We start from the raw sequence: 22,477 nt of genomic DNA on the forward strand, positions 1-22,477 counted from the left end.
AAATGGACACGCCATATTTTGCCGGACGCTTACCAGACCAGGTGGACCTGGGTGAATTTGATGCCTTATACCATCAATACCACCAGGCTGTGTATGCCAACATATGGAAGATCGTAAAGCAGCACGAAGCCGCGGAAGATATACTCCAGGAAGTTTTTCTCGCCCTCTGGGAAAACCGCCTGAAACTGGATGCCGCCAAAGTGGCCGGCTGGTTGTTCGTGACAAGTTTCAACAAATCCCTCAAATACCTGAAGCAGAAGGAAAGGCAGCTGGTGCCGCTCAAAACCACCGAGATCTGCCAGGAAGAGCCGCTCAATGAAGAGCTGTATACTTTCCGGCTGTCTATCGTGGAAGAAGCGGTGAGCCATCTTCCCGAACGTAAAAAAGAAGTTTTCAGGCTCTGCCGCTACGAAGGCAAATCATATGACGAAGTAGCGCACATTCTCGGCATCTCCGCCGCCTCCGTAAAGGATTACCTTAAACAATCCACCCGGTTCATCAAAGATTATATCTCCCATCACCAATCCGAAAGCCTTGCCGCCGGGGCTTCTTTGCTCTTTTTTTATCTCAGCTGAAGCACATAACAATTTCGTAACACAAAACGGCATCCCCTTTTTCACGGTTCAGGGTATTTATACCAGAAACCAGGAACAGCATGGCATTAAACAGCAACGAACGAAGGGAGAAGGCCCGTTTGAAAAAGGAATTTGAAGACTTCCTTCAATCCGGCGACTCTATTCTTCCCCCGGAAAGGTCAGCGCTGCTGCTGGAGAAATTGCACCAGAACATCATTGACCGGGAAAGTACATCCGGCCGCAACAACACCAGGCGTATTCTCATCATGTCCGCAAAATGGGCAGCCGCGGCCATGGTGCTCTTTATTGCCGGCGCCGCCTGGCTTCATTATAATAACACCGGGCGCAAAACGCCTCCCGTTGCCGCCGCGGCTGAAACCAGGAAAGACCTGCTGATCGTTGAATCCAACAACAGCGACAGCGTTCGCCGCCTTGTATTGTCAGACAGCTCCGTCGTGAAGCTGGCACAGGGAAGCTCCATCAGCTATCATACCTCATTTGATACAGGCAGGCGCGATATCAGGCTTACCGGGAAAGCCATCTTTGAAGTAACGAAGAATGCCGCAAGACCTTTTACGGTGTACGCGGGAAATATCAGCACGACAGTCCTGGGCACCCGTTTTATGATGAATACGCTTCATCGGCATAAGGTAAGCGTAAGATTATTTGAAGGGAAAGTGGTGATCCGCTCCGCTGCGGGAACATTCGGCATGAAGGACGTATACCTTAAGCCGGGAGAACAGTTTGTAATGGACAACCGTTCCAGGCACTTCACCGTAAAGTCTTTCAGGGAACCTGTCAATAATATCCCCTTGCCCGTCCAGTCAACAGATACAGCGGCCATATCGCTCGAATTCAACCAGGAGCCGCTGGGGAAAGTATTGGCCAGCATCGGCAGGCAATATAATGTGGAATTCAAATTCAGCGATGAACGCTTTAACAATATGCTGATAACAGGCAAACTTTTGCCATCTGATTCATTAGACGTGGTGCTTTCAATGCTGGGGAATATCAATGGGCTGGCATTTAAAAAAGTGGACAACAATAAGATAGAAGTAACCAGGATTCAATAAGAAAAAATTAACCCCTCAATAAAATGCCCTTCCGGGCATGCGGGGAAACTATTGTCAAAACAGAAAAAATAATATGATGAAATTCAGATCTCTAACAATCAAATGGTGGCTATGCCTGGCAGCATTTGCCTTTTCAATTTCATTGAAAGCCCAGGAGAGACCGCAGCTCACCGGTATTGTGACATCCGAAAAAGGAGAAATACTGCCTGGCGTTGGCGTGAGCATCGTTGCGGCAGGCACTACAGAGAAACAAAATCTCGCTACCAATGAAAAAGGCGTATTTACTGTATCAGGCCTGAAGCCCGGCAATAAATACCAGTTCACATTTTCTTTCATGGGATTCGAAAAGTATGTGATCAAAGATTTCGTTATCAAAGCCGGCGCTAATAATTCACTGATCATACGCATGAAGGAAGCGCCCGCCGACCTGAATGAAGTAGTCGTGATCGGGTATGGTTCCGTACTTAAAAAAGACCTGACCGGCGCCATATCCACTATAAAATCTGAAAAGATAACAGAGGTGGCCGTAACCAACGTAACACAGGCCCTCCAGGGCCGCATAGCCGGTGTAATGGCGCAGACAACTTCCTGGAAACCCGGCGCCGCCACGCAGGTAAGGATAAGAGGCAACCGTTCCATCAATGCCACCAACGAAGTATTGTACGTGATAGACGGCATGCCCCTCACCGATGGCGCAGACCAGATAAACCCCAATGATATCGAGACCATCAACGTATTAAAAGATGCATCCGCCACGGCGATCTATGGTAACAGGGGCGCAAACGGCGTGATCATCATTACCACGAAAAAAGGGAAGCCCGGCCAGACCACCGTGGAATACAACGGGTACTATGGCGTACAGAAGAACCGCCCCATGCCCGAATTAATGAATGCCGCGGAGTTCGTGGAATTCTCCCGCGAAGCGCAACGGAATGCATTGGGCGGCGCATACGACCCCAAACCGAACCGTGAGCTGGATTTTAAAAATGATCAGCTGGTGGCAACGCCTTACATGCTGAAGAACATGGAAAACGCCTGGGCTAGCGGCACTTACGATCCTTCGAAGCTGGTGAGCACAGACTGGCTGAGCTACGGCCTCCGCACCGGCAACATGCAGGACCACCAGGTGAGCGTGCGCGGCGGAACAGACAAAACAAGGCTGCTGTTGTCCGCCGGTTACTTCTCCAACGCGGGGGTGGTGAAAGACCAGGACTATACCCGTTACAGCATCCGCGCCAACATCGATCACAATATCCGGGATCATATAAAGATCGGTACACAATCCCTTTTTACCAGCTCGAAATTAAATGCCGGGTGGTCTGAGATCTTTGACGTGTATGGATTAAAAAGTTTCAATCCCCTCGCTTCCCCTTATACCGCAGACGGGACAACGCTGGCGTTATTCCCCACCAACAACACCCGGACGCCCAATCCTGTCACCAACTTCGGTAATACCAAGCGCCTGGTGAAGCAGGACCGTTACATCGGGAACTATTACCTGGACGTCTCTTTCCTCGATGGGTTCAATTTCAGGTCTAATGTGGGCCTGGATTACCGCGGCATACAAAACCTCAATTTCGACAAGGCCAATACAGCATCCGCGGGGGGAGAGGCGCCCTCGAGAACGTCTAACGGCGGCAGTAAAAAACTCATGTACAGCTGGGAGAACATCCTGAGCTATAACAAATCCGTTGGTGATCATAATTTTTACGCTACACTGGTACAGTCCATACAATCCGAGACCATTGAGAGTTATGGCGTTTCGGTGAGGGACCTTCCCTACGACCAGCAATTGTATTACAACGTGGGCAGCGCTCTGACCATCAGCGGTGTTTCCAGCGGCTACTCCCGTTCCTCGCTGGCTTCGTTTATGGGAAGGCTGAACTATAACTATAAGAATAAATACCTTGCCACAGTGTCCACCCGTTATGACGGGTCTTCCGTGCTGGCCGAAGGGCATAAATGGGTGGCCTTCCCTTCCGTAGCGCTGGCATGGCGCCTGAAAGGCGAGAACTTCCTGAAGGACGTAAAAGGCATCACCGATCTGAAACTTCGCCTGGGTTGGGGAAGGACGGGTAATTCCGGCGGCGTGGCGCCTTATATAACATGGGGCAGCCTTTCCACCGTTAGATATGTGTATGGTGAAACTTCCAGGCTGGGTTTTGCGCCTACAGACATGATCAATCCTGATCTTGGCTGGGAAACAACCGGCCAGTATAACATAGGGCTCGATTTCTCCCTGCTCAGGGGCCGTATTTCCGGCAGCATTGAAGCATACCGGCAAAATACCAGCGATCTGCTGCTGGACCAGCAGCTGCCCACCGTATCGGGGTTCAACAAAATCCTCGTGAACATTGGCAAGACCACCAACAAAGGTTTCGAAGTATCCATCAACACGGTGAACGTATCCAGCAGGAAATTGAAGTGGAGCACGGACTGGATATTTGCCACGAATAAACAGCAGATCGTGGAGCTGTATAACGGTAAACATGACGATCTGGCGTCCGGCTGGTTTATCGGCCACCCCGTTAAAGTGATGTACGACCTGAGCCCCAACGGTATCTGGCAGGATACGGAGGCAGACAATGCCGAGATGGCCAAGTTCGCCGTCAATGGCGCTGTTTTCAAACCGGGAGATATCAGGCCGCTTGACCTGAACAACGACTATAAGATCGATGCCGCAGACAGGCATATCTTCGGCCAGCAGGACCCGAAATGGACGGCCAGCCTGGGCAATAACGTCCAGTATGGCAATTTTGACCTCTCCGTTTTTATCTATGCGAATATTGGCCAGACCGTTTATCATAGCCTGGATATGCGTTTCGACGGCCGTTATAACCAGCCCAAGCTGGATTACTGGACGCCCAATAACCCGAGCAACAAATATCCCCGCCCGTTCCTTGGTTCGGCAGGCCTCAACTACTTAAGCATCCTGAACTATTATGATGGTTCCTTCATGCGGGTGAAGAATATCTCCCTGGGCTATACCATTCCTGAAACCATTGTGCACCGGGCGCATCTGCAGAAGTTCAGGGTCTATGGCAGTGTGCAGAATCCTTTTGTGGTCACCAGGTTTCCCGGTACCGATCCTGAAGGCGCTACCGGGTTTAACGAGCCGAGCCTGACCATGTACCTGCTGGGTGTGAATGTGAGTTTCTAATATTCAATTAATACTATAAACAGAGATAAATGAAAAAGATATATGCATGCCTCGCGGCAGTTATTGCAATCGCTTCTTTCACCGGCTGTAAGAAATTCCTGGAAGAGAAAGTGATCTCGAAGGTCTCTTACCAGCTTTACGAAACACCGGAAGGCGTGGAAGGCGCATTGACCGCCGCCTACAACAACTTAAGGCTGGCGGTGAACGGCGAACGTGCCCTTACTTTCAGCGACGCGGGTACAGACCTCTTTACGGCAGGTTCCGACGGCGACAGGTCCTTCAACCAATACCTCGCTACCCTGAGCTCTCTCAACGGCGATGTGACTGATTATTGGGATTACCACTATTCCGGTATCTCACAGTGCAACGTAACGCTCAGCTACCTGCCCAAAGTGGCTATGGACGAGGGCCGGAAGAAGGTGGTGGAAGCAGAAGCAAAGTTCCTGCGTTCCTTCTATTATTTCGAGCTCATCCAGCATTTCGGGAATGTGCCGCTGGTGCTTACCGCCATAGATAAAGTGAAAACGGATTTTAAACGCGCGCCTGTTAAAGATATCTATGCCACCATCATCGCGGATATGACAACGGCGGTTGAGCAGCTGCCGGTAACGCCCGCGGAACAGGGCCGTGCTACCAAAGCCGCTGCGGCGCATCTGCTGGCAAAGATCTATCTCGCAAGGGGAAGTGCCGTTTCCGCTGAACAAAAGGCTATCCGCGGGTCAAAAGGAACGGACATAGACAGCGTTATTTTTTACGCAGGTAAAGTGGTAAGGCAGGAAATGGGTACATATTCCCTGGTGCCGGATTACACGCAACTGTTCGATATCGCCAACCAGGTAAACCCCGAAGTGGTATTTGCAGTGCAGTTCACCACCAACACCCTGAACAACGGAAGCGGTAACAATATGCATCTCTACCATGTGCCGCAATACGACGCCGTGAACACTAAAATATTACAGCGTACCACGGAGTATGGCCGCCCTTACCGCAGGGTCCGCCCCACGCCTTATGTGTATACCGGCCTGTTTGGCGCTACCCGAAAATATGATTCCCGCTTCGCGAAGTCGTTTGTATGGGCTTACATCGCCAATGTAGCGGCAACAGGTATTACTACTACGGCAGGTAATAAAGTGGATGTGAAGGTAGGCGACACCGCTATCTGGTTCACCCCGACGCTCTACGCCACACAGGCTGAGCAGGATGCGGCCACACAGGAGAACAAACGGTTCGCTTATTTCTTCCCGCTGAACTTCTACCTTCCTTTTTCCAGGAACAACATCTTCCCCGGCCTGAAAAAATGGCTGGATAAAACGCGCGTCACTACCAACGATGCCAATGGTTCAAAGGACTGGATGGTGTTCCGTTATGCGGAAACATTGCTGCTGCTGGCGGAGGCCTATGGCCGTAAAGGCGAATACGAAAACGCCGCCAAATATATCAATGAAGTAAGAACGCGCGCCGCTTACAAGAACGGTGAAATGAAAACCACGCAGTACTGGACGTTTGAAGGCGGCAGCTATGCGGATAGAACTGCCAGCACCGTGTCCGAAATGCAGGTGACCGCCGCGCAGATCGGCACCGGCTTTGTTGATTTTATCCTCGAAGAAAGAGGCCGTGAAATGCTGGGCGAGCTGAACAGGTGGGAAGACCTGAACCGTTGCGAAAAGTTGGTGGAACGCGTGAAACTGTACAACCCGGATGCCGGTAATATCCGCGACTTCCACGCACTGCGGCCTATCCCGCAAACGCATATCGACAGGCTGATCCCGATGGGACCGATAGAAGAAGAACAGAATATAGGTTATTACTAGCAGCAATTCATCATAAAAAATACATGCATATGTTCAGGGAAATTTTATTTGCGGCGTTATCGGTGGCGGTTTTTTCTACTGCCGCCGCGCAGGAAACAGCCCGTTTTAAAGAGATCAATGAGGCATTTTTGTCTCCCGGTTCAAAGATAATCATGATCGCTTCGCACCGCGGAGCCCACAACGATTTCCCGGAAAACTCCATGGCATCGTTCAAAAGAGGTATTGAGCTGGGTATCGATGTGATTGAGCTGGATGTGCGCCATACGAAGGATGATTCGCTCGTTGTAATGCACGATGCTTCTGTAGACAGAACGACCAATGGCACAGGTAAAGTAGCTGACCTTACTTTTGAGGAGATCAGGAAGCTGCGCCTGAAGTTCAACGGCCAGTTAACGGAAGAGCAGGTGCCTACGCTGGAAGAAGCGCTGAACCTGGCGAAGGGTAAGATCCTGGTGGACCTGGACATTAAGACCAGCCGTGTTCCCCAGATCATCACTGTAGTGGAGAGAACGCAAACGGCCGGCACCACGATGTTCTTTTTAGGCCGCGGTATTTACGCGAAAATGGTGAAGGAGAAGAACCCCGCATTCAGAACACTGGTAAGGACACACCAGGCGGCAGATATTGATTCGCTTTTTGCGCTTACCAAAACGGAAGCGGTACATATCGATCCTTCACACAATACCGTGGAAGTAATTTCAAAAATAAAAAAGAATGGCGGACGGGTATGGATCAATTCACTCGGTGAGATAGACAAAAGAGCGGCTGCCGGCGACCTGGAAGCTTATGGCGAACTGCTGAAGAATGGCGCCAATATGGTGCAGACGGATTACCCCGCTCTGCTGATGAAATACCTGAAGAGCAAGAACCTTTATTATAACTGAGACTGAAACAGGCTCACAGTCAAGAGATCGGCCCTGGCAAAAACCGTCATTGCGAGGAGCCGCTGAGCTAAAGCGGGGTGGGCGACGAAGCAATCTCCTTCATTGAATTGACATGCTCAATATATGGAGATTGCTTCGTTGCGGCTCCTGCACATACTCCCCGCTGCTCCTCGCAATGACGGGCTTTTCAGGGCAATGATGGCCATGTCTTTTGCCGAGAAGCGGCCGCTTACCAGTAAAGGAGATGTAGTTACCAGGCAGGGAATAACCGGGCGCCGGGTTGCGAGTGACGTGTTATTTAAGGTTGTTCACCGTGTTGAAATTTTCCAAAGCTTCGGAAAATGCTTTTTCTTTTTCATAGACCTTTTTGTAAAGCTCCTGCTTTTGAATGCTTAATTCCAGGTTTTTGTGCAGCGCTGTATCCAGTTCCTTTCCCTGCATGTGGGAATACGCTTCCTGGTGGGTGATTTCAATACGGTCAAACACCGTTAGTTCTTTTACGGCAACATAATAATTCGCGGCGGCTGTTTTTAGCTCATTGCCCTGTTGAATGCCTTCGGCCGGTAATGTTTCGATCTCTTTAATGAGTGCGTCGAATTCCTTCTCCTGCTTGTCTACCATCGTCACGGCGTTTTTATAGTCATTGCTGATCAGATACTTCAGTTTTTGTTCGTTTGAGCCGTTCTTGCCGACCAGGATCTTAAACGCAACGCGTTCTTTCTGAACAATGTTTTCCCTGAGCGCAATGGCTTTCCTGGGCTTGCAGGATACCAGGATGATCAGTAAAAAGGCGGCTGAAAATATAGTGGATAGCTTGTTTCGTATCATTTTCCGGGTGTTGTATCGGGTTAAAACTGGAAATTCTAAAAAGATATGCCTGGATGTTCGGCAAAACGCATGCCGGCTTTGCTATGGGATCACATACGTTTACAGGCATACGAAATCCAGGTTCATGCCGGCTGATGGGGAAAAGCCGGCAATATGTATTTTATCAAAATGTCAAAAGCCCTCTTCGCGCTCCTGGAATTATAATTGCCCTGTGTAAAAACGATCACCAGGCCAAGTTCCCTGATGATCATGATATACTGGCCGCCATTCCCGGACGCAAAAAGCACATCCACATCCGATGCGGCAGTCCTGATCTTTTCCCGGTACCAGTAGTACCCATAACGGGCGGGCTGCGTTATAGCGGCCGTTGCCCCGCCGATCTCGGCAAATGAAAAACCGGGTATGGTAATAGTGGCGGTGGTGGATTCCCGCAGCCAGGATGAAGAGACGATCCGTTTGCCGCGCCACAACCCGTCCTGCCGCACAAGTTCTCCCAGCTTCAGCATATCCGCCGGAAGCATGTAAAACGAACCCGCAGTGTTGACGTGGCCGGTTGCGTCCGCTGCCCACTGGTACCCGCGGATGCCCAACGGGCCAAAGAGGTACCGTTCGGCAAAATCCCGGACCGGCATCCCGGCCGCCTGGCTGATAATACCCCCGATAATGACGGGGTTGCAGGAAGTATATGCCCAGACCTTACCCGGAGCATCTTTCAAAGGAAGGTCCAGCGAAAACTTAAGCCAGTCAGGCGCATCGGTCATCTCATCTTCGCAGTCCTTCCCGTCGTTAAATTCCTCGCAGTCGAAGCCGGATTTCATTTCGAGCAGGTCTTTGACCGTCATGGCTTCTTTGCGCGCATCCGGGTTGCTGAAAGGTTTGTATGCAGGGAAAAAGGGATAGACCCGCTGGTGAACATTCTTGATAAAGCCTTTATCCAGCGCGATGCCTGCCAGCAGGCTGGTGACCGATTTGAAAGAGGAGCGGGTGTCGTGCAGCGAATCCTTGTTCCAGCCGTTGAAATAACGTTCGTAAACCAATTCTCCTTCTTTTGCGATCAATATGCTGTGGATGTTGGCATAGGTATTTTTTTCCACCGCGATGGTCATGCTGTCCAGCAAAGGCAGATCAGCCTTCACCTGCGCATTTGCTGCAAGGGTGCATAGTATCGATATGGGGAATAAAATGTGTTTCATCGTCATGCGCTTGTTTCAAAGATAGAAAACCATCCGTTCACGGGTCCGGGGGTCAAAAAAACATGTAAATTGGTCAAAAAGCATCTGGCTGGGCTGCCCTGTGCCATGCTACATTTGGGCGTAGAGAAAATTAGTCATTAAAACATACAATTCCCGTAATGAAATTCGAACGGCTCATATTAGGTACGGCTGGTATTGGCGGCATATGGGGGAACGTTTCGGCGGAAGCTTCCGTTGAAACCGTATTGCTGGCGCTGGAGCGGGGCGTGAAAGCGATCGATACCGCGCCGGCATACGGGCAGGCCGAAGCATTACTGGGATCCGCATTGAATCAATGGAAGGGGCAGGCGCCCATTATCAGCTCCAAAGCGGGCCGGCTCCAGGGTTTTACGGCTTCCGACGGGCGCTACGATTACAGCCGCGATGCCATGTTCCACAGCGTAGCCGCTACCCTGGAAAATTTAGGTATTGCTGCATTGGATATACTTTTCCTGCACGACCCCGCCCAAATTCCCGAAGAAACATTCGGCGCCACAGTTCAGGTCATGCAGGAGCTGAAGGTCAAAGGATATACACGCCGGCTGGGCCTGGGCGGCAACCCGCCCGCATGGGCCTGGCCGTGGCTGAAAGACGGCGCTTTCGACGTGCTGATGGAATATAACCGGCTTAATGCCTGCCATACGCCCGCGATGGAAACCTCTTTGCCCGCCTGCGGGGAAGCCGGGGTGCAATATTTTGCCGCCAGCCCGCTATATATGGGCCTGCTGGGCAAATCGTTCGCCGCTTTCTCTGACAATGCCCCCGAATGGCTGCCGCCCGGCGCTGTAGTGGCCGCCCGGCGGTTGCATCAACTGGCGGAAGCCGAAGGCATGCCGCTCCACACTTTGGCCCACCGTTTCCTGCTCACCGTCCCGTTTGCATTCAATATCGTCATCGGCCCTTCCGGCCCTAAAGAACTGGAAGAAACCCTCGGCGATTTTGCCGGCGGGCCGCTGCCTGAAAACCTTTACCAGAAAATTTTGCATTACAGCAAGGATATCATTACAAGATGAAAGACATCAGCGACCAGATCTTCAATATTACCCGCGTCCGGATCAACGTCCTGGAGCCGGTTCCGGCGGTCACTCCCTTCCAGGACGCTACCATGGGCCCGTTCCTGACCTTCGGCCTCGCCGTTATCACCCTGGAAGACGAAAACGGTTTCCTCGGCGAAGCGCCGGTATTCAGCAGCTACACCAACATACTTGAATCCTGTTTCCTGCCTATCCTGCTGCATAGCAAGGGCGTTCCGTATAACGAGATGTACAGCAAGCTGTACTGGTCCATCCGCAACGAAGGCTTCCGTGGCGCCGCCGCAGCGATGCTGGGGCAGATCGACTTCGCGCTGCACGACCTCGCCGCGCGGCGCGCCGGGTTGCCGCTGCACCGTTATCTCGGCGCCGGCCGCGATCATGTCAGGATCTACGGCAGCGGGGGCGGTACGAATTATACCTACGCCCAGCTGGAGGCGGAGGTTAGTTATTTCCTTGGGTATGGCGTTGACTGCTATAAAATGAAAATTGGGAAAGACTTCGGCGCACGCCTGCACGAAGATGCGGAGAGGGTGAAGTTCGTGCGCAGCCTCCTGGGGCCTGCGGTGAAGCTGGCCGTGGATGTGAACCAGGTCTGGAATGCAACACAGACCCTCCGCTTCCTGGACCTCACGGCAGCGCAGAACATTGCATGGATAGAAGAGCCCGTGCATTCCGCCGGCATGGACCAGATCAGGTCGCTTTGCGAAGTATCGCCGGTGAAGGTTTCTTTTGGCGAATCCGAGCGCACTTCCAGGATGTTTCCTACCTTGTTGCAAATGGGGGTGCTTCACCTGCAACCGATTCCCACGCAGATTGGTGGGGTGCGGGAATGGGCGGAAGTACGCGACCTGGCAAAGGCGGCCGGGGCCGATTTTTCCTCCGGCGGCTATTCGCTCTATACCTCGGGCCTTATGGCCACTGCCGGCGAGGATTGCCGCGTGGAATACCTGTATTCCATTATGCACGGCCTCGAACGGTATTTCAGCGTGCAACCCGAATGGCACAACGGGGGATGGTTGCTGCCGGATATTGAGGGAGCGCCTGTACGCGTGGATTGGGATTACTGGCGCCGCGCCGGCAAGGTTACGCGCAGCGCGCAGTGGGAACCTGCATCAGTAAAGGCATATCTGCCGAACGTCATTTTATAAAACGAAAAACGCATTCCTTGAATATAACACTGGAAGGGGCCGATTACCTTGTACTCCTGCTGTACGTTGTGGCCTTGATGGTTACAGGTTTTTATCTCAACAGGCGGAGCAAATCCTCCGGCCGCGATATTTTCCTTGGCGGCCGTTCCCTTAGCTGGTGGCAGATCGGGTTTTCGCTGTTCAGCGCCAATGCCGGGCCTTCCATGCTGGTAGGCTTTGCCAGCATCGGGTTCACGCAGGGCATGGTAGGCAGCAATTTCGAATGGCTGGCCTGGGGATTTATCTTCCTCATGTCCATGTTTTTCCTGCCGCATTACATCTCTACAAAAGTATTTACAATGCCGCAATTCCTGCTCGCCAGGTTCGGCAAACCATCGTATAATTTCCTCGTGATCTACAGCCTCATCTCCATCCTCGTGGTGTGGCTGGGCAGCGCGCTGTATGCCGGAGGGCTTATCATCTCGCAGATCTTCAGGATACCGCTCATGCAGGCGGTTTCGGTGGTGGCGCTTATTGCAACGAGCTTCACGGCCGTGGGCGGGCTGAAGGCGGTGGTGCGCACGGGTATTTTTCAATCCGCCGTTATCATCCTGTCTTCCATCGCGCTCGTATACCTGGCGCTAAAAAAGGCCGGCGGCCTGCAGGCATTAACGGAAGCGGCGCCTGCTCACTACTGGCGGCTGTTCCGCCCGGCGTCGGACCCGGAATATTCCTGGGTGGCCATTGTGCTGGGATATCCTGTTGTGGGCATCTATTACTGGTGTACGGACCAGACGATCGTGCAGAAGGTGCTGGCCGGGAAAAACATGCAGGAAGGGCAGTACGGCGCGATCTTTATTTCCGTTCTCAAGATCATCATGCCGTTTATTTTTATCTTCCCCGGTATTATATGCTACGTGCTGTATAAAGATATTGCGCAGCCGGACAATGCATACATCACCCTCGTGAGCCAGGTGATGCCGCATGGCTTCCTCGGCCTCTGCATCGCTGCGCTGATCGCCGCGCTGATCGATACTGTGTCTTCCGGCCTTAACTCATTCAGCACGGTTTTCACGCTGGATGTGCTGGCGCGGTACCGGCCGATGGACGATGCCGCGAAAAGAAAGACGGGGCAGTGGGTAACGGTGCTGGCCGCGGTTTTGGCGGTAGGCGTGGCCTATTTGTTCTCGCATTCGGGAAAAGGTTTTTTTGAATTAAGCCAGGGCATGGTGTCTATCCTCGCGCCGCCATTGTCTGTCGTATTCGTGGGTGGCATCTCGTGGAAGCGGGTGAACAGCACGGCGGCGGAAGTAGTGCTTTACGGCGGCGGGCTGGTATGCCTGGCGGTGGGCGCCTGCCATGTGCTGAACTTCCCCTCGAAAACTTTCTGGCCGCATTTCCTGCTGCTGTCTTTTTACCTGTTCATGGCCATGTCTGCGGTACTGGTGGCAGTTACGCTGCTCACGAAGCCGCCCGCGGTCCACACGCTGCCTTCCATCGCAGAGTCATGGCGTAGCGGCGGGAAGAGCCCGGCCAGGGTATGGCTGCTCTGGGGTGTGCTGGCCGCGCTGATGTGCGGGATTTATCTTTATTTCGGTTAAAATCATGGATATGCGTTTTTTTATGCTCCTGGCGCTGACGCCCGTTTTGTTATTACAGTCCTGCGGCCGCGAACGGCTCACTGAAAAAGTATTCGTTGTGCAGATCAAACCGGGGGAAGACAAACTGAAGGAGTACCTGGACTATCACCGGGCGGTGTGGCCCGAAGTGGAGCAGGGCTTTGAACAGGCTGGCTACCGGCAGATCCGGCTTTTGCGCAGCGGGCATACTGTGGTGATGATCATCAAAGTGCCCGATGGCGCGGACCTGGATGCGATGGGGAAAAGAGCGGAAGGGTACAACAAACGCTGCGCGGAATGGAACCGGCTGATGGCCGGGTACCAGGAAGGCGTGCCGGGTACAGCGCCGGGGCAAACGTGGACCGTGGCGGAGCCGTTTTATCTTTTCAGCCGGGAATGACAGCCTTTACCGGCTTTCCTGCGTTTCGTACCGGCGCATGAAGTCGCGGGGCGAGAGGCCTTTTACTTCCTTGAAATGTTTATTGAAATTGGAGAGGTTGTTATACCCGCTCATGTAACAGGCTTCTGTTACATTGTGTTTCTTTTCCAGCAACAATTTGGCGGCATGGCCGATGCGCACTTCCTTCACAAAATCGATCAGCGTCCGGTTCGTACGCGCTTTAAAATACCGGCAAAACGCCGCGGGCGACATGGGCAGGATATCAGCCACCGCCTTCAGCGAAATCTCTTCGCGGAAATTCCTGAAAATATAATCGAACACTTTATTGATCTTTTGCGCTTCGCCGGAAGAACTCACTGAATTATAGTAGGGGGAAGACAATACTTTCGATGGCGCGTTGGCCAGCATGTCCAGCAGGCTGAGCATGAGCGCCACACGAGCCATGCCGGTAGAAAATAGCATCTGCTGCATGATCATCTTGGCCGACTGGATCGTATACCCTGAAAAAGCCACGCCCTTCGCCGCTTTGTCGAACAATTCATTCAGCTGCCGGGCTTCCGGTTTCTCCAGCAACTGCTGCCCCAGGAAGTCCGGGAAAAAATGAATGATGGTGGCCTGCGGCTGGATCATGGGGTCCAGTACGGTGTAATACTGCCAGCAATGCGGCAGGTAGCTGCCCAGCAATACCAGTTCTGTTCCTTCGAAATCCTCGATGTGATCGCCGATAAACCTTTTGCCACTGCAGTTCTCCAGCAACGCGATCTCGAAATTGATATGAGACCGGAGCGTGGTATATTTTTTTATTTCCAGTATCTCTGAACGGATGGTAAATGACTGGTCAGGCGGAAAAGTGAAATTCTCATATATGTATTGCATACGAAGCTTATCTCGTTGAAGCGATCCTGGTTTGTTGCATTGATGTCCTGAAAAAGCAATAAAAAGTAATCAAATATAACGAATTACGCGGGTTAACGGTCAGCGGCAGGAATGAATAGGGGTGGGGAAAGACACTGCCTGCAAAAAAAACATAGCTAATAGTCAAATTTAGGGTGGTGGAGGGACTGGTATTGTATGAATTTTATGTCATTGCCAAACACATGGGATGTCAATTCCTGTAGAGGAGCTGTTGGTCATTTTTCCACCTATACAATTCCAATTATGAATCAATCAAAATTTATGTGCTGGATGCTGGGCCTTATTTGCCTTGCATTGTATTCCACGCGTTTGTATGCACAGGAAAAAATTATCCTGAAAGGCGCCGTTACCGATTCTACCGGCGCGCCGCTTCCAGGGGCTTCCGTTAGCCAGATCGGCGGAGAAAAAAGAAATGTCGCGGCAGACGGGGAGGGCAGGTTCGAACTGAATATTTCCCCCGGCGCCCGCCTGAAAGTTTCCATGACAGGTTATGAATCACAGACGGTCACGGTAACGGGCGCTTCCATCCGCATCGTGCTCCGGTATGCGGCCACTTCGCTGAAAGACGTGGTGGTGACCGGTTACGGCACGCAACGGAAAGACCTGGTAACGGGATCGGTGGCTTCCATGAAAATGGACGAAGACCGCCGCAATTTCCCCACCACATCGATGGCCAACCTGCTGGCCGGCCAGTTCCCGGGCGTGTCTATCTCCACGCCTTCCGGCATACCGGGCTCTTCGCCGGGCATCCGCGTCCGCACGGGCAGCACCTTTCCGGGAACATCGCAGAACCCGTTGTTTGTAATAGACGGGATCATCAGCTCCGCGGATGATTTTAATAACCTGGCGCCTAATGACATCGATAACGTTTCCGTGCTGAAAGACGCTGCGGCTGCTTCCGTTTACGGGGCCCGCGCTGCCGGCGGCGTAATATTGATCACCACCCGCAGGGGAGCGCTTGGTCTCGCGCGCATCAGCTATTCCTTTAATACCGGCGTTTCCAAACGCGGAAAGAACGCCGAACGCACCAACGCCATCGAAACAGGCGAGATCTACAACCGCCTCAATCCCGGCTCCAGCAGCATGTGGTCGCAGTCGGATTTCGATTACTTCCGCACGGTCAACAACGGCTGGGGCTACGACCAGCTGAACGAAGTATATAACGATCCTAACATCACCGCGCATAACCTCAGCGTGAGCGGCGGCAGCGAGAAGATCAAATATTTTATCTCCGGCGCGTACATCAAGGAAGACGCCGTGATGAAAAACCTCACTTTCAACCGTTACAACTTCCGCGCGAACCTGACGGCGGACATCACGCCCCGCCTGCAGGCCTTTGCCGGCATAGGATTGTACAACAACCTCACCTACGGCCCGCCGTCTACCGCGGTGGCCGGCAACCCGAATGACCTCTACCGCAAGCAGCTGCTCTGGCAGCCTGAGCAGCCGGTGTGGACGGACGGCGGCAACCCCATCGATTACGGATGGATCGCCAACGTAGGCGCCGAAGCGCGCGGCGACGGCGGGTACATCAAACGGAATTATCTTACACCGAATATCAACCTGCGCCTGCAATACAAGGTGCCGGGCATCAGCGGCCTCACCGCTTCGGGCCAGTTCTCCAAAAACTATTCCTTCAACCGTTCCAAATATTTCGAAAAACAATACGACATGTGGGTGATGAAAACCACCGGCGTACGTCAGATCAGCACAAACGACGGCGACCGCGTGGCGATCAAACGATCTTCACAGATCGGCAAGAATTTCCTGCAGGAGGATTATAACTGGTTCACGAACTACCAGCTCAATTTCCAGCTGAACTACGATACCACTTTCAACAAGGTACACCACGTGCGCGGGTTGCTGGTGTTTGAAAAAGCGCATAATGAGTCCGGCGGCATACAAACTGCGCGTGACAATTTTCCCGTGTACCTCACGGACCAGTGGTGGGCCACCAGCGGCGACCGCCTGGATTCCTACAACGGCGGCAACACAGAACAGGCCAACGGCCGCCGGTCTTGGGTAGGTCAGCTGGGTTACGACTACGACGGCAAATACATCGTGGCATTCAGTTACCGGTACGACGGTTCCATGCAGTTTGCGGAAGACAAACGCTGGGGCTTCTTTCCCTCTGCTTCCGCGGGCTGGATCGTGTCTAAGGAAAATTTCTTCAGCAGCGTGAAGGGCATCCAGTTCCTGAAGCTTCGCGGCTCGGTGGGTATCACCGGCAACGACTTCGTGGGCGGATGGCAATGGCAGCAGTCGTACCAGAACGGCAGCAGCGCGTATTTCGGCAACGACGGGAAAACCAATGCAGGCATCACTTACGGCCCCATCGTGAACGAGGGCCTGACATGGGAGAAAACGCTCAGCTACAACGCAGGCCTGGACGTGAACTTCCTGGAGCATTTTAATGCCACGCTGGACCTTTACCAGGTAAAGACCTACGATATCCTCGGCCAGCGCATCGCCTCCGTGCCGCCAACTTTCAGCCGCACATTGCCCAGCGCCAACTACGGCGAAATGAAAGCGAAAGGGGTGGAGTTCTCCATCGGCATGAACAGGAAGGCCGGCAACTTCAGCTATTACGTAAATGCCAACATGGGCTACGGCATAGCGAAATACATTACCCGCGACGAAAATATCACTTATCCCTGGCAGCAATCAGTGGGCTTCAATGCCAGCAGGGTGGTTTCCCGTGTTGCTACGGGCATGCTGCGCACGCAGGCGGATGTAGATGCGTTCCTCGCCAAAAATCCCAACTACAAATATTACGGTATCGCGCCGCAGCCCGGGCACCTGACCTATGAAGACATCAGCGGCCCCGGCAACAGGCCGGACGGTATCATAGACGATTGGGACAATAAAGTGCTGAAGCCCAACAACCATCCTGTGACCGCGGGCCTCAACCTGGGCGGTGAATGGAAAGGCATTGCATTACAGGCTTCCTTCAGCGGCAGCTTCAATCAATGGAAGATGGTGAATAACCTGGTGGATGGCAACGTGGAATGGAACCGCATGTGGAAGAAATGGTACACAGACGCCTGGACGCCCGAAATGCCGAACAGCACGCTGCCCCGCCGCTATTCCGCCAACGATGGCGCCAGGAGGGTAACCAACGATGCCAGCTCTTTCTGGATGAAGGATGCCAGCTTCCTCCGCCTCCGCTTCCTGAGCGCATCCTACAGCCTGCCTGGCAGCCTGACGGGTAAAGTGGGCATCTCGGGGCTGAAATTCTATTTCAACGGGTCCAACCTTTTCGTCATCAGCAAATTCGGAAAAGAGTACTACGACCCCGAAATGGCAGACGGTTTTACCTATCCCATCATGAAAGCTTTCAACTTCGGCGCCATCCTTTCGCTGTAATCTCTTAAACGGTCCAAACATGAAATTGAATAATAAGTTCCTCATACTCCTCCTCGCAGGCGCCGCCGCTATCAGTGGCCAGGCCTGTAAAAAAGGGCTCGACTACGAAAACAAGAACAACCTGAACCCGGAAACCGTCTGGAAGGATTCGTCGATGATCAGGGCGTTCCTCAGCGACATATACGGCCGCATGATGCCGGGATGGCCGTTCAACGGCAACAGTTCAGATGAAGGCATCAGCAACGTGCGCAGCATGCCTGACTACAACCGCGGTATCATTTCGGTATCGTCTACCACCTCGTCGCTGAGCTATACACAGATAGACCGGATCAATTTTTTCCTGGACCAGCTGGGGCAAACGCCCGCCGGGGTATTGTCTGAGCCCACTAACCGGCAATACCAGGCCGAAGCAAAATTCTGGCGCGCATGGGCTTACTGGGGCATGGTGAACAATCTCGGCGGCGTGCCGCTGATCCTGCACACGCAGCAAACGGATAACATAGACGCGCTGTTCGTACCCAGGAATAAAACATCCGAGTGCGTAGCACAGATCGTACGCGACCTGGACAGCGCCATTATGCTGCTCCCTGGCGTTTATTCCAATGCAGGCGCGGATTACGGCCGCATCACACGGGTGGCTGCAATGGCCTTCAAAGGCAGGGTGCTGCTAAGCTACGCCAGCCCGCTGTTCAATCCCAATAATGACGCAAACAGGTGGCAGGCGGCTTACGATGCCAACAAAGCGGCCGTGGATTTCGCCCTGGCACAGGGGCATGCGCTGCATCCCGCGTTTAATAAGATCTGGGTGCAGGAGCGTAACAAGGAGGTCATCATGGTAAACCAGTTCCAGTATCCCAACCATGCCAACAACTTCAACGGCATCCGCCCGGAACCGCTCACCAAAGACGCCTCCAACAACAACCAGCCTATCCTGTCGCTGTTGCTGGCGTTTCCCAAAAGAGACGGTTCACCGATGCAGTTCGATAAAGACCAGCTCACAGACCCCGTATACAACGCACAGTTCCTCACTGATTTCTACACTAACCGCGACGACCGCTTTTATGCGACCGTTTTCTGCGGCGGCACACCTTATCCCACTCCCGATGAAGTGGCGCCCATCTACGTGAAGGGCAACAGTTTCTGGAACGTATGGCGGTACAACGCGGGCGAGAACAGGTATGTGAACATCATGAATGTCATTCATCCGGCTATGCCTGGCAATCCCAGCATCACCGGATTCTTCCAGCGGAAAGGCCTTGATACGACAGTGACGGCGGGCCTGGGCGGCCAGGCGCAGACAGACTGGCCGGAGATCCGTTTTGCGGAAGTGCTGATGAATTATGGTGAATGCGCCAACGAAACCAACCGCGCCGCTGAGGCATTGCAGGTATTGAAAGATATACGCAAACGGGCCGGCATAGAGCCCGGAGCGGGAGACAATTATGGCATTACCGCCACGTCGAAAGGTGAGATACGCGAAGCGTACATACAGGAAAGATATGCGGAGTTCGCATACGAAAACAAACGTTTTGGCGACCTCCGCCGATGGAAACGGTACGATGTGCTCAACAACCAGGTTGCCAGGCACGGCCTTTACATCACGCTGAAAGACGGGCAGATGGTCGTTCCGGCGGATAATATCATGACGCCGGCTGTAAGGGCAAAGTTCTCCGCGAATTTTATCGACAACCTCGACGGCGACGCGGGTTTTAAGTTCAATCTCGACCTGAACCACTGGTTCTACGCATTGCCCGAGAACCAGATATCACAATCCAAAGGTGTATTGCAGCAGAATAAAGAGTGGGGCGGCCAGTTCGATCCGTTGCAGTAATCCGTTTTCAAACATGTAAAAGAATACCTGGGACGAAGCAGACATGAACGATAAAATAAACTTCTTAAGCAGCACCTTCTGCCTCTGTATCATGCTGACGGCAGCGGTTTGCGGGGGAAAGGCATACGGACAAAAGAAAAAGTTCGAAACGAAATACTCCACGTTTACGGTCAACGCGAAAGGTTACGTTGTATCCATCCTGGACAAACGGTCCGGCAGGGAATATTGTCCGAAAGATTTACCATCCGCGTTACTGACGCTGGTTACCCGTGAAAAACAGATCCTGCCGGTTTCGGCGGAATTTAACCCAGGAGACATCGTGCTGCGGTACCCGAACGGGGCTGTAGCGCGGATAGATGTTCAGCTGCGGCCGCAATATTTGCGGCTGCAGCTGCTGTCTCTGGACAATGCGCCGGATGTGGACAACATTGTATGGGGACCATACAAGACCACCATCTCCAAAAAGATCGGCGAGATCATTTCCGTTGTGCGCGACGACCGGTTTGCCATCGGTATGCTGGCGCTGGACGACAATACCACCAGCGGGCCTCCCACGGATGGCGATTTCGGCGTCACGTATTATTACATTCATTCGCCCGACCCTCTCAAATACCCGTTACCGCCGCATTTGAAGGAAGGGCAGACATTTAAGATCGGGGGAGACGGGCGCAACGATATCGCGTTCTATTCCCAGCCGGAAGAATATTACCGGATGAATTACGGTAATGGCGCAGTGCTGGAGCCGGCTTTCGGTTCATCCATCTGCCTGCATTCCCGCAACCGCCGGAAAGAACAGATGATCCGTTTCCCCGTGCTGCCGGACAACCTGGACGGCGGATACAATTCAGCCCGCTACCAGCTGGTATTACCGGCCGACGTCGGTTTTGACGGCTCGTCCATCGCGCTGTACGCCTGCCCCGATTCGCTCGGGCTGAAAACGATCGAACGGATCGTGCTCGATGAAGGGCTGCCGCACCCGGAAGTGGACGGCAAGTGGATCAAAGACCCCGCCTCGTTCCGGCCGGATCTTGCATGGTCGGGACCGCACGACAGTCTCGCCGCATATATGTCCCGCCTTGGCGTGAAAAACGTGCAGGATGAAGGCTGGGGAGAATATTATCCCAACTTTGAGAACAAATGGGGGCATAACCGCATCAGCTTCACCGGCGGCCGTTCTGTAACATTGCCGCAGTATGGCGCGCAATTAAAGGCGGAAGGCATCCGCTACGGGCTGCATACACTCTGCGAGTTCCTCCAGCCGGGCAACAACAGCCATGTGGCGCCCGTGCCGAGCGACAGCCTCGCTATCATGCAGCGCACGCGCATTGCGGCCGCGCTGTCTGTGACCGATACCGTTATCACTTTGGAAGACACCTGTTACCTCAACGAGTTTGGCGGCTGGGAAGGCAACCACACCAATGTGCTGAAGATCGGGAAGGAGCTGATAGAATACGAAAGCGTTACCACCACGCGGCCTTATACGCTGAAGAACGTGAAACGCGGCCTGTATGGCACCGTGCGCGGCGATTATGCGGCAGGAACAGTTATCGTGAAGCTGCAGCCCAACTGTTACCGCGGCTTTGCGCCGGACCTCCGCCTGCAGGACAGCTATGGCGATTTTTACGGCCGCTGGCTCGTGGACGGCGGGATGGATTATATCGATTTCGACGGCCTGGAAAGCTGCATGTACCAGGGTCACGGGCAATATTCCTTCAAACGTTTCTTCCGGCGGCTGTTTGACAGTTATGAGAAAGCTGGCGGAAAATACCTCCGCGTAATGGGCTCCTGTATATTCGAAGGTAACTGGCATTACATGAGCGTGTGCAACGTGGGCGGCGGGAATCACATGTTCGACCCCGTGCTGAACAAATGGGGGATCGAAGGGAAAGACATGCGGTATGTGTTTGAAAGCAATTATTTCCCGTCCACTTTCGGCATTATTTCCTATACCAGCGACTGGAGCCTGTACGACATGGAAAACCTCCAGGCAAAGTCCATCGGCTGGGATGCCACATATATGCTGGGCCTCAGCCAGCGCGCTGCAGAGGCAAGCGGCCTCAAAGACGCGGCCTTCAGCGCTTTCCGTACCTGGGAGCATGCCAGGGAAGCCGGTGTTTTTAAGGCCCGCCACAAAGAAAAGCTAAAGGATCTCGCAAAGAAATTCCACCTGGAACAGACCGCACCCGGCATTTTCGTTTTATACACTTTGCACGAGGAACGGAGGGCGGAGGTGCCTTACCAGCTGGACTTTTACAGCATGCCGTTACGGAAAGCAGGCGCGGCTGCATTGTTCGAGTGGTCGGTTCGAGTGCGTACGGGGAAAGACGAATATGCGGAAGGGCTCCGGCTACGGATGCCCGGCGGGCAGACCGTGCCGGTGGAAGTGCGGTTGACGGACGGGCAATACATTATTTATAACGACGGCATATTGTACCTGGCAGACAGGCACCGAAAGCCGCTACGGCAAATCGTAAAGATCGACCCGATTGCGATGGAAGGCAAGGACCCCGCAATTGGCGTGGCAGCGCTGGGAAATGGATCGGATAAAATAAAACTGGAGATCGTGGCCGTGCAGATGGAAGAGAAAGAAAAGATCGGGCAATGATGAAATAATTAATAAAA

The 22,477-nt window shown here is 53.1% G+C and carries 15 protein-coding genes; 12 read left to right on the forward strand and 3 right to left on the reverse strand.

Annotated elements, in window-relative coordinates; translation table 11 throughout:
- Positions 1-2: 2 nt before the first annotated feature.
- The 5 genes from ACTJIK_RS14875 to ACTJIK_RS14895 all read left to right on the forward strand — a co-directional run bounded on the left by ACTJIK_RS14875 (position 3) and on the right by ACTJIK_RS14895 (position 7,503).
- Entirely contained in the window at positions 3-575 is a 573-nt protein-coding gene (locus ACTJIK_RS14875) for a sigma-70 family RNA polymerase sigma factor (RefSeq protein ID WP_440647405.1), read from the forward strand.
- An 80-nt stretch (positions 576-655) separates the two neighbouring features.
- A complete protein-coding gene (locus ACTJIK_RS14880; protein ID WP_440647407.1) occupies positions 656-1,648 on the forward strand; it encodes a FecR family protein in 993 nt (330 codons plus the stop codon).
- A 73-nt stretch (positions 1,649-1,721) separates the two neighbouring features.
- Entirely contained in the window at positions 1,722-4,808 is a 3,087-nt protein-coding gene (locus ACTJIK_RS14885) for a SusC/RagA family TonB-linked outer membrane protein (protein WP_440647409.1), read from the forward strand.
- 29 nt (positions 4,809-4,837) lie between these two features.
- Positions 4,838-6,619, forward strand: a complete 1,782-nt coding sequence (locus ACTJIK_RS14890; RefSeq protein WP_440647411.1) for a RagB/SusD family nutrient uptake outer membrane protein — start codon at positions 4,838-4,840, stop codon at positions 6,617-6,619.
- 29 nt (positions 6,620-6,648) lie between these two features.
- Positions 6,649-7,503 carry a glycerophosphodiester phosphodiesterase family protein gene (locus ACTJIK_RS14895; protein ID WP_440647413.1) on the forward strand — a complete coding sequence of 285 codons (855 nt, stop codon included), beginning with the start codon at positions 6,649-6,651 and terminating at the stop codon, positions 7,501-7,503.
- A gap of 294 nt (positions 7,504-7,797) precedes the next feature.
- On the opposite strand, the gene ACTJIK_RS14900 is transcribed toward ACTJIK_RS14895, so the two are convergent.
- Both ACTJIK_RS14900 and ACTJIK_RS14905 read right to left on the reverse strand, forming a co-directional pair.
- Positions 7,798-8,331, reverse strand: a complete 534-nt coding sequence (locus tag ACTJIK_RS14900; protein ID WP_440647414.1) for a hypothetical protein — start codon at positions 8,329-8,331, stop codon at positions 7,798-7,800.
- Between the two features lie 122 nt (positions 8,332-8,453).
- Positions 8,454-9,524: a serine hydrolase domain-containing protein gene (locus ACTJIK_RS14905; RefSeq protein WP_440647416.1), complete on the reverse strand. Its 1,071-nt coding sequence runs from the start codon at positions 9,522-9,524 to the stop codon at positions 8,454-8,456.
- Positions 9,525-9,682: 158 nt separating this feature from the next.
- Between ACTJIK_RS14905 and ACTJIK_RS14910 the strand changes: the two genes are divergently transcribed.
- Genes ACTJIK_RS14910 through ACTJIK_RS14925 form a run of 4 tightly spaced genes read left to right on the forward strand, consistent with a single transcriptional unit; the run spans position 9,683 to position 13,743 of the window.
- A complete protein-coding gene (locus tag ACTJIK_RS14910) occupies positions 9,683-10,576 on the forward strand; it encodes an aldo/keto reductase (protein ID WP_440647418.1) in 894 nt (297 codons plus the stop codon).
- The gene (locus ACTJIK_RS14915; RefSeq protein ID WP_440647420.1) at positions 10,573-11,745 is read left to right on the forward strand and encodes an enolase C-terminal domain-like protein; all 1,173 of its coding nucleotides are present in this window, start codon (positions 10,573-10,575) and stop codon (positions 11,743-11,745) included. Before ACTJIK_RS14910 ends, ACTJIK_RS14915 begins: the two co-directional genes overlap by 4 nt.
- 17 nt (positions 11,746-11,762) lie before the next feature.
- Positions 11,763-13,325, forward strand: coding sequence for a sodium:solute symporter family transporter (locus tag ACTJIK_RS14920; protein ID WP_440647422.1), 1,563 nt, complete (start codon positions 11,763-11,765; stop codon positions 13,323-13,325).
- Positions 13,326-13,335: 10 nt separating this feature from the next.
- The gene (locus tag ACTJIK_RS14925; protein WP_440647424.1) at positions 13,336-13,743 is read left to right on the forward strand and encodes an L-rhamnose mutarotase; all 408 of its coding nucleotides are present in this window, start codon (positions 13,336-13,338) and stop codon (positions 13,741-13,743) included.
- 6 nt (positions 13,744-13,749) lie between these two features.
- Here the strand turns inward: ACTJIK_RS14925 and ACTJIK_RS14930 are convergent, their stop codons facing one another.
- Positions 13,750-14,619, reverse strand: coding sequence for an AraC family transcriptional regulator (locus ACTJIK_RS14930; protein WP_440647426.1), 870 nt, complete (start codon positions 14,617-14,619; stop codon positions 13,750-13,752).
- A 282-nt stretch (positions 14,620-14,901) separates the two neighbouring features.
- On the opposite strand from ACTJIK_RS14930, the gene ACTJIK_RS14935 reads away from it, so the two are divergent.
- From ACTJIK_RS14935 to ACTJIK_RS14945, 3 genes are read left to right on the forward strand one after another with little or no spacing between them, the layout of a single operon-like run.
- Positions 14,902-18,024, forward strand: a complete 3,123-nt coding sequence (locus ACTJIK_RS14935) for a SusC/RagA family TonB-linked outer membrane protein (RefSeq protein ID WP_440647428.1) — start codon at positions 14,902-14,904, stop codon at positions 18,022-18,024.
- Between the two features lie 19 nt (positions 18,025-18,043).
- Positions 18,044-19,855 carry a RagB/SusD family nutrient uptake outer membrane protein gene (locus ACTJIK_RS14940; RefSeq protein WP_440647430.1) on the forward strand — a complete coding sequence of 604 codons (1,812 nt, stop codon included), beginning with the start codon at positions 18,044-18,046 and terminating at the stop codon, positions 19,853-19,855.
- 43 nt (positions 19,856-19,898) lie between these two features.
- Positions 19,899-22,460: a hypothetical protein gene (locus ACTJIK_RS14945; RefSeq protein ID WP_440647432.1), complete on the forward strand. Its 2,562-nt coding sequence runs from the start codon at positions 19,899-19,901 to the stop codon at positions 22,458-22,460.
- Positions 22,461-22,477 lie beyond the last annotated feature (17 nt).

This window comes from Chitinophaga sp. 22620 (assembly GCF_052044405.1).
In the GTDB taxonomy this organism is placed as follows: domain Bacteria; phylum Bacteroidota; class Bacteroidia; order Chitinophagales; family Chitinophagaceae; genus Chitinophaga.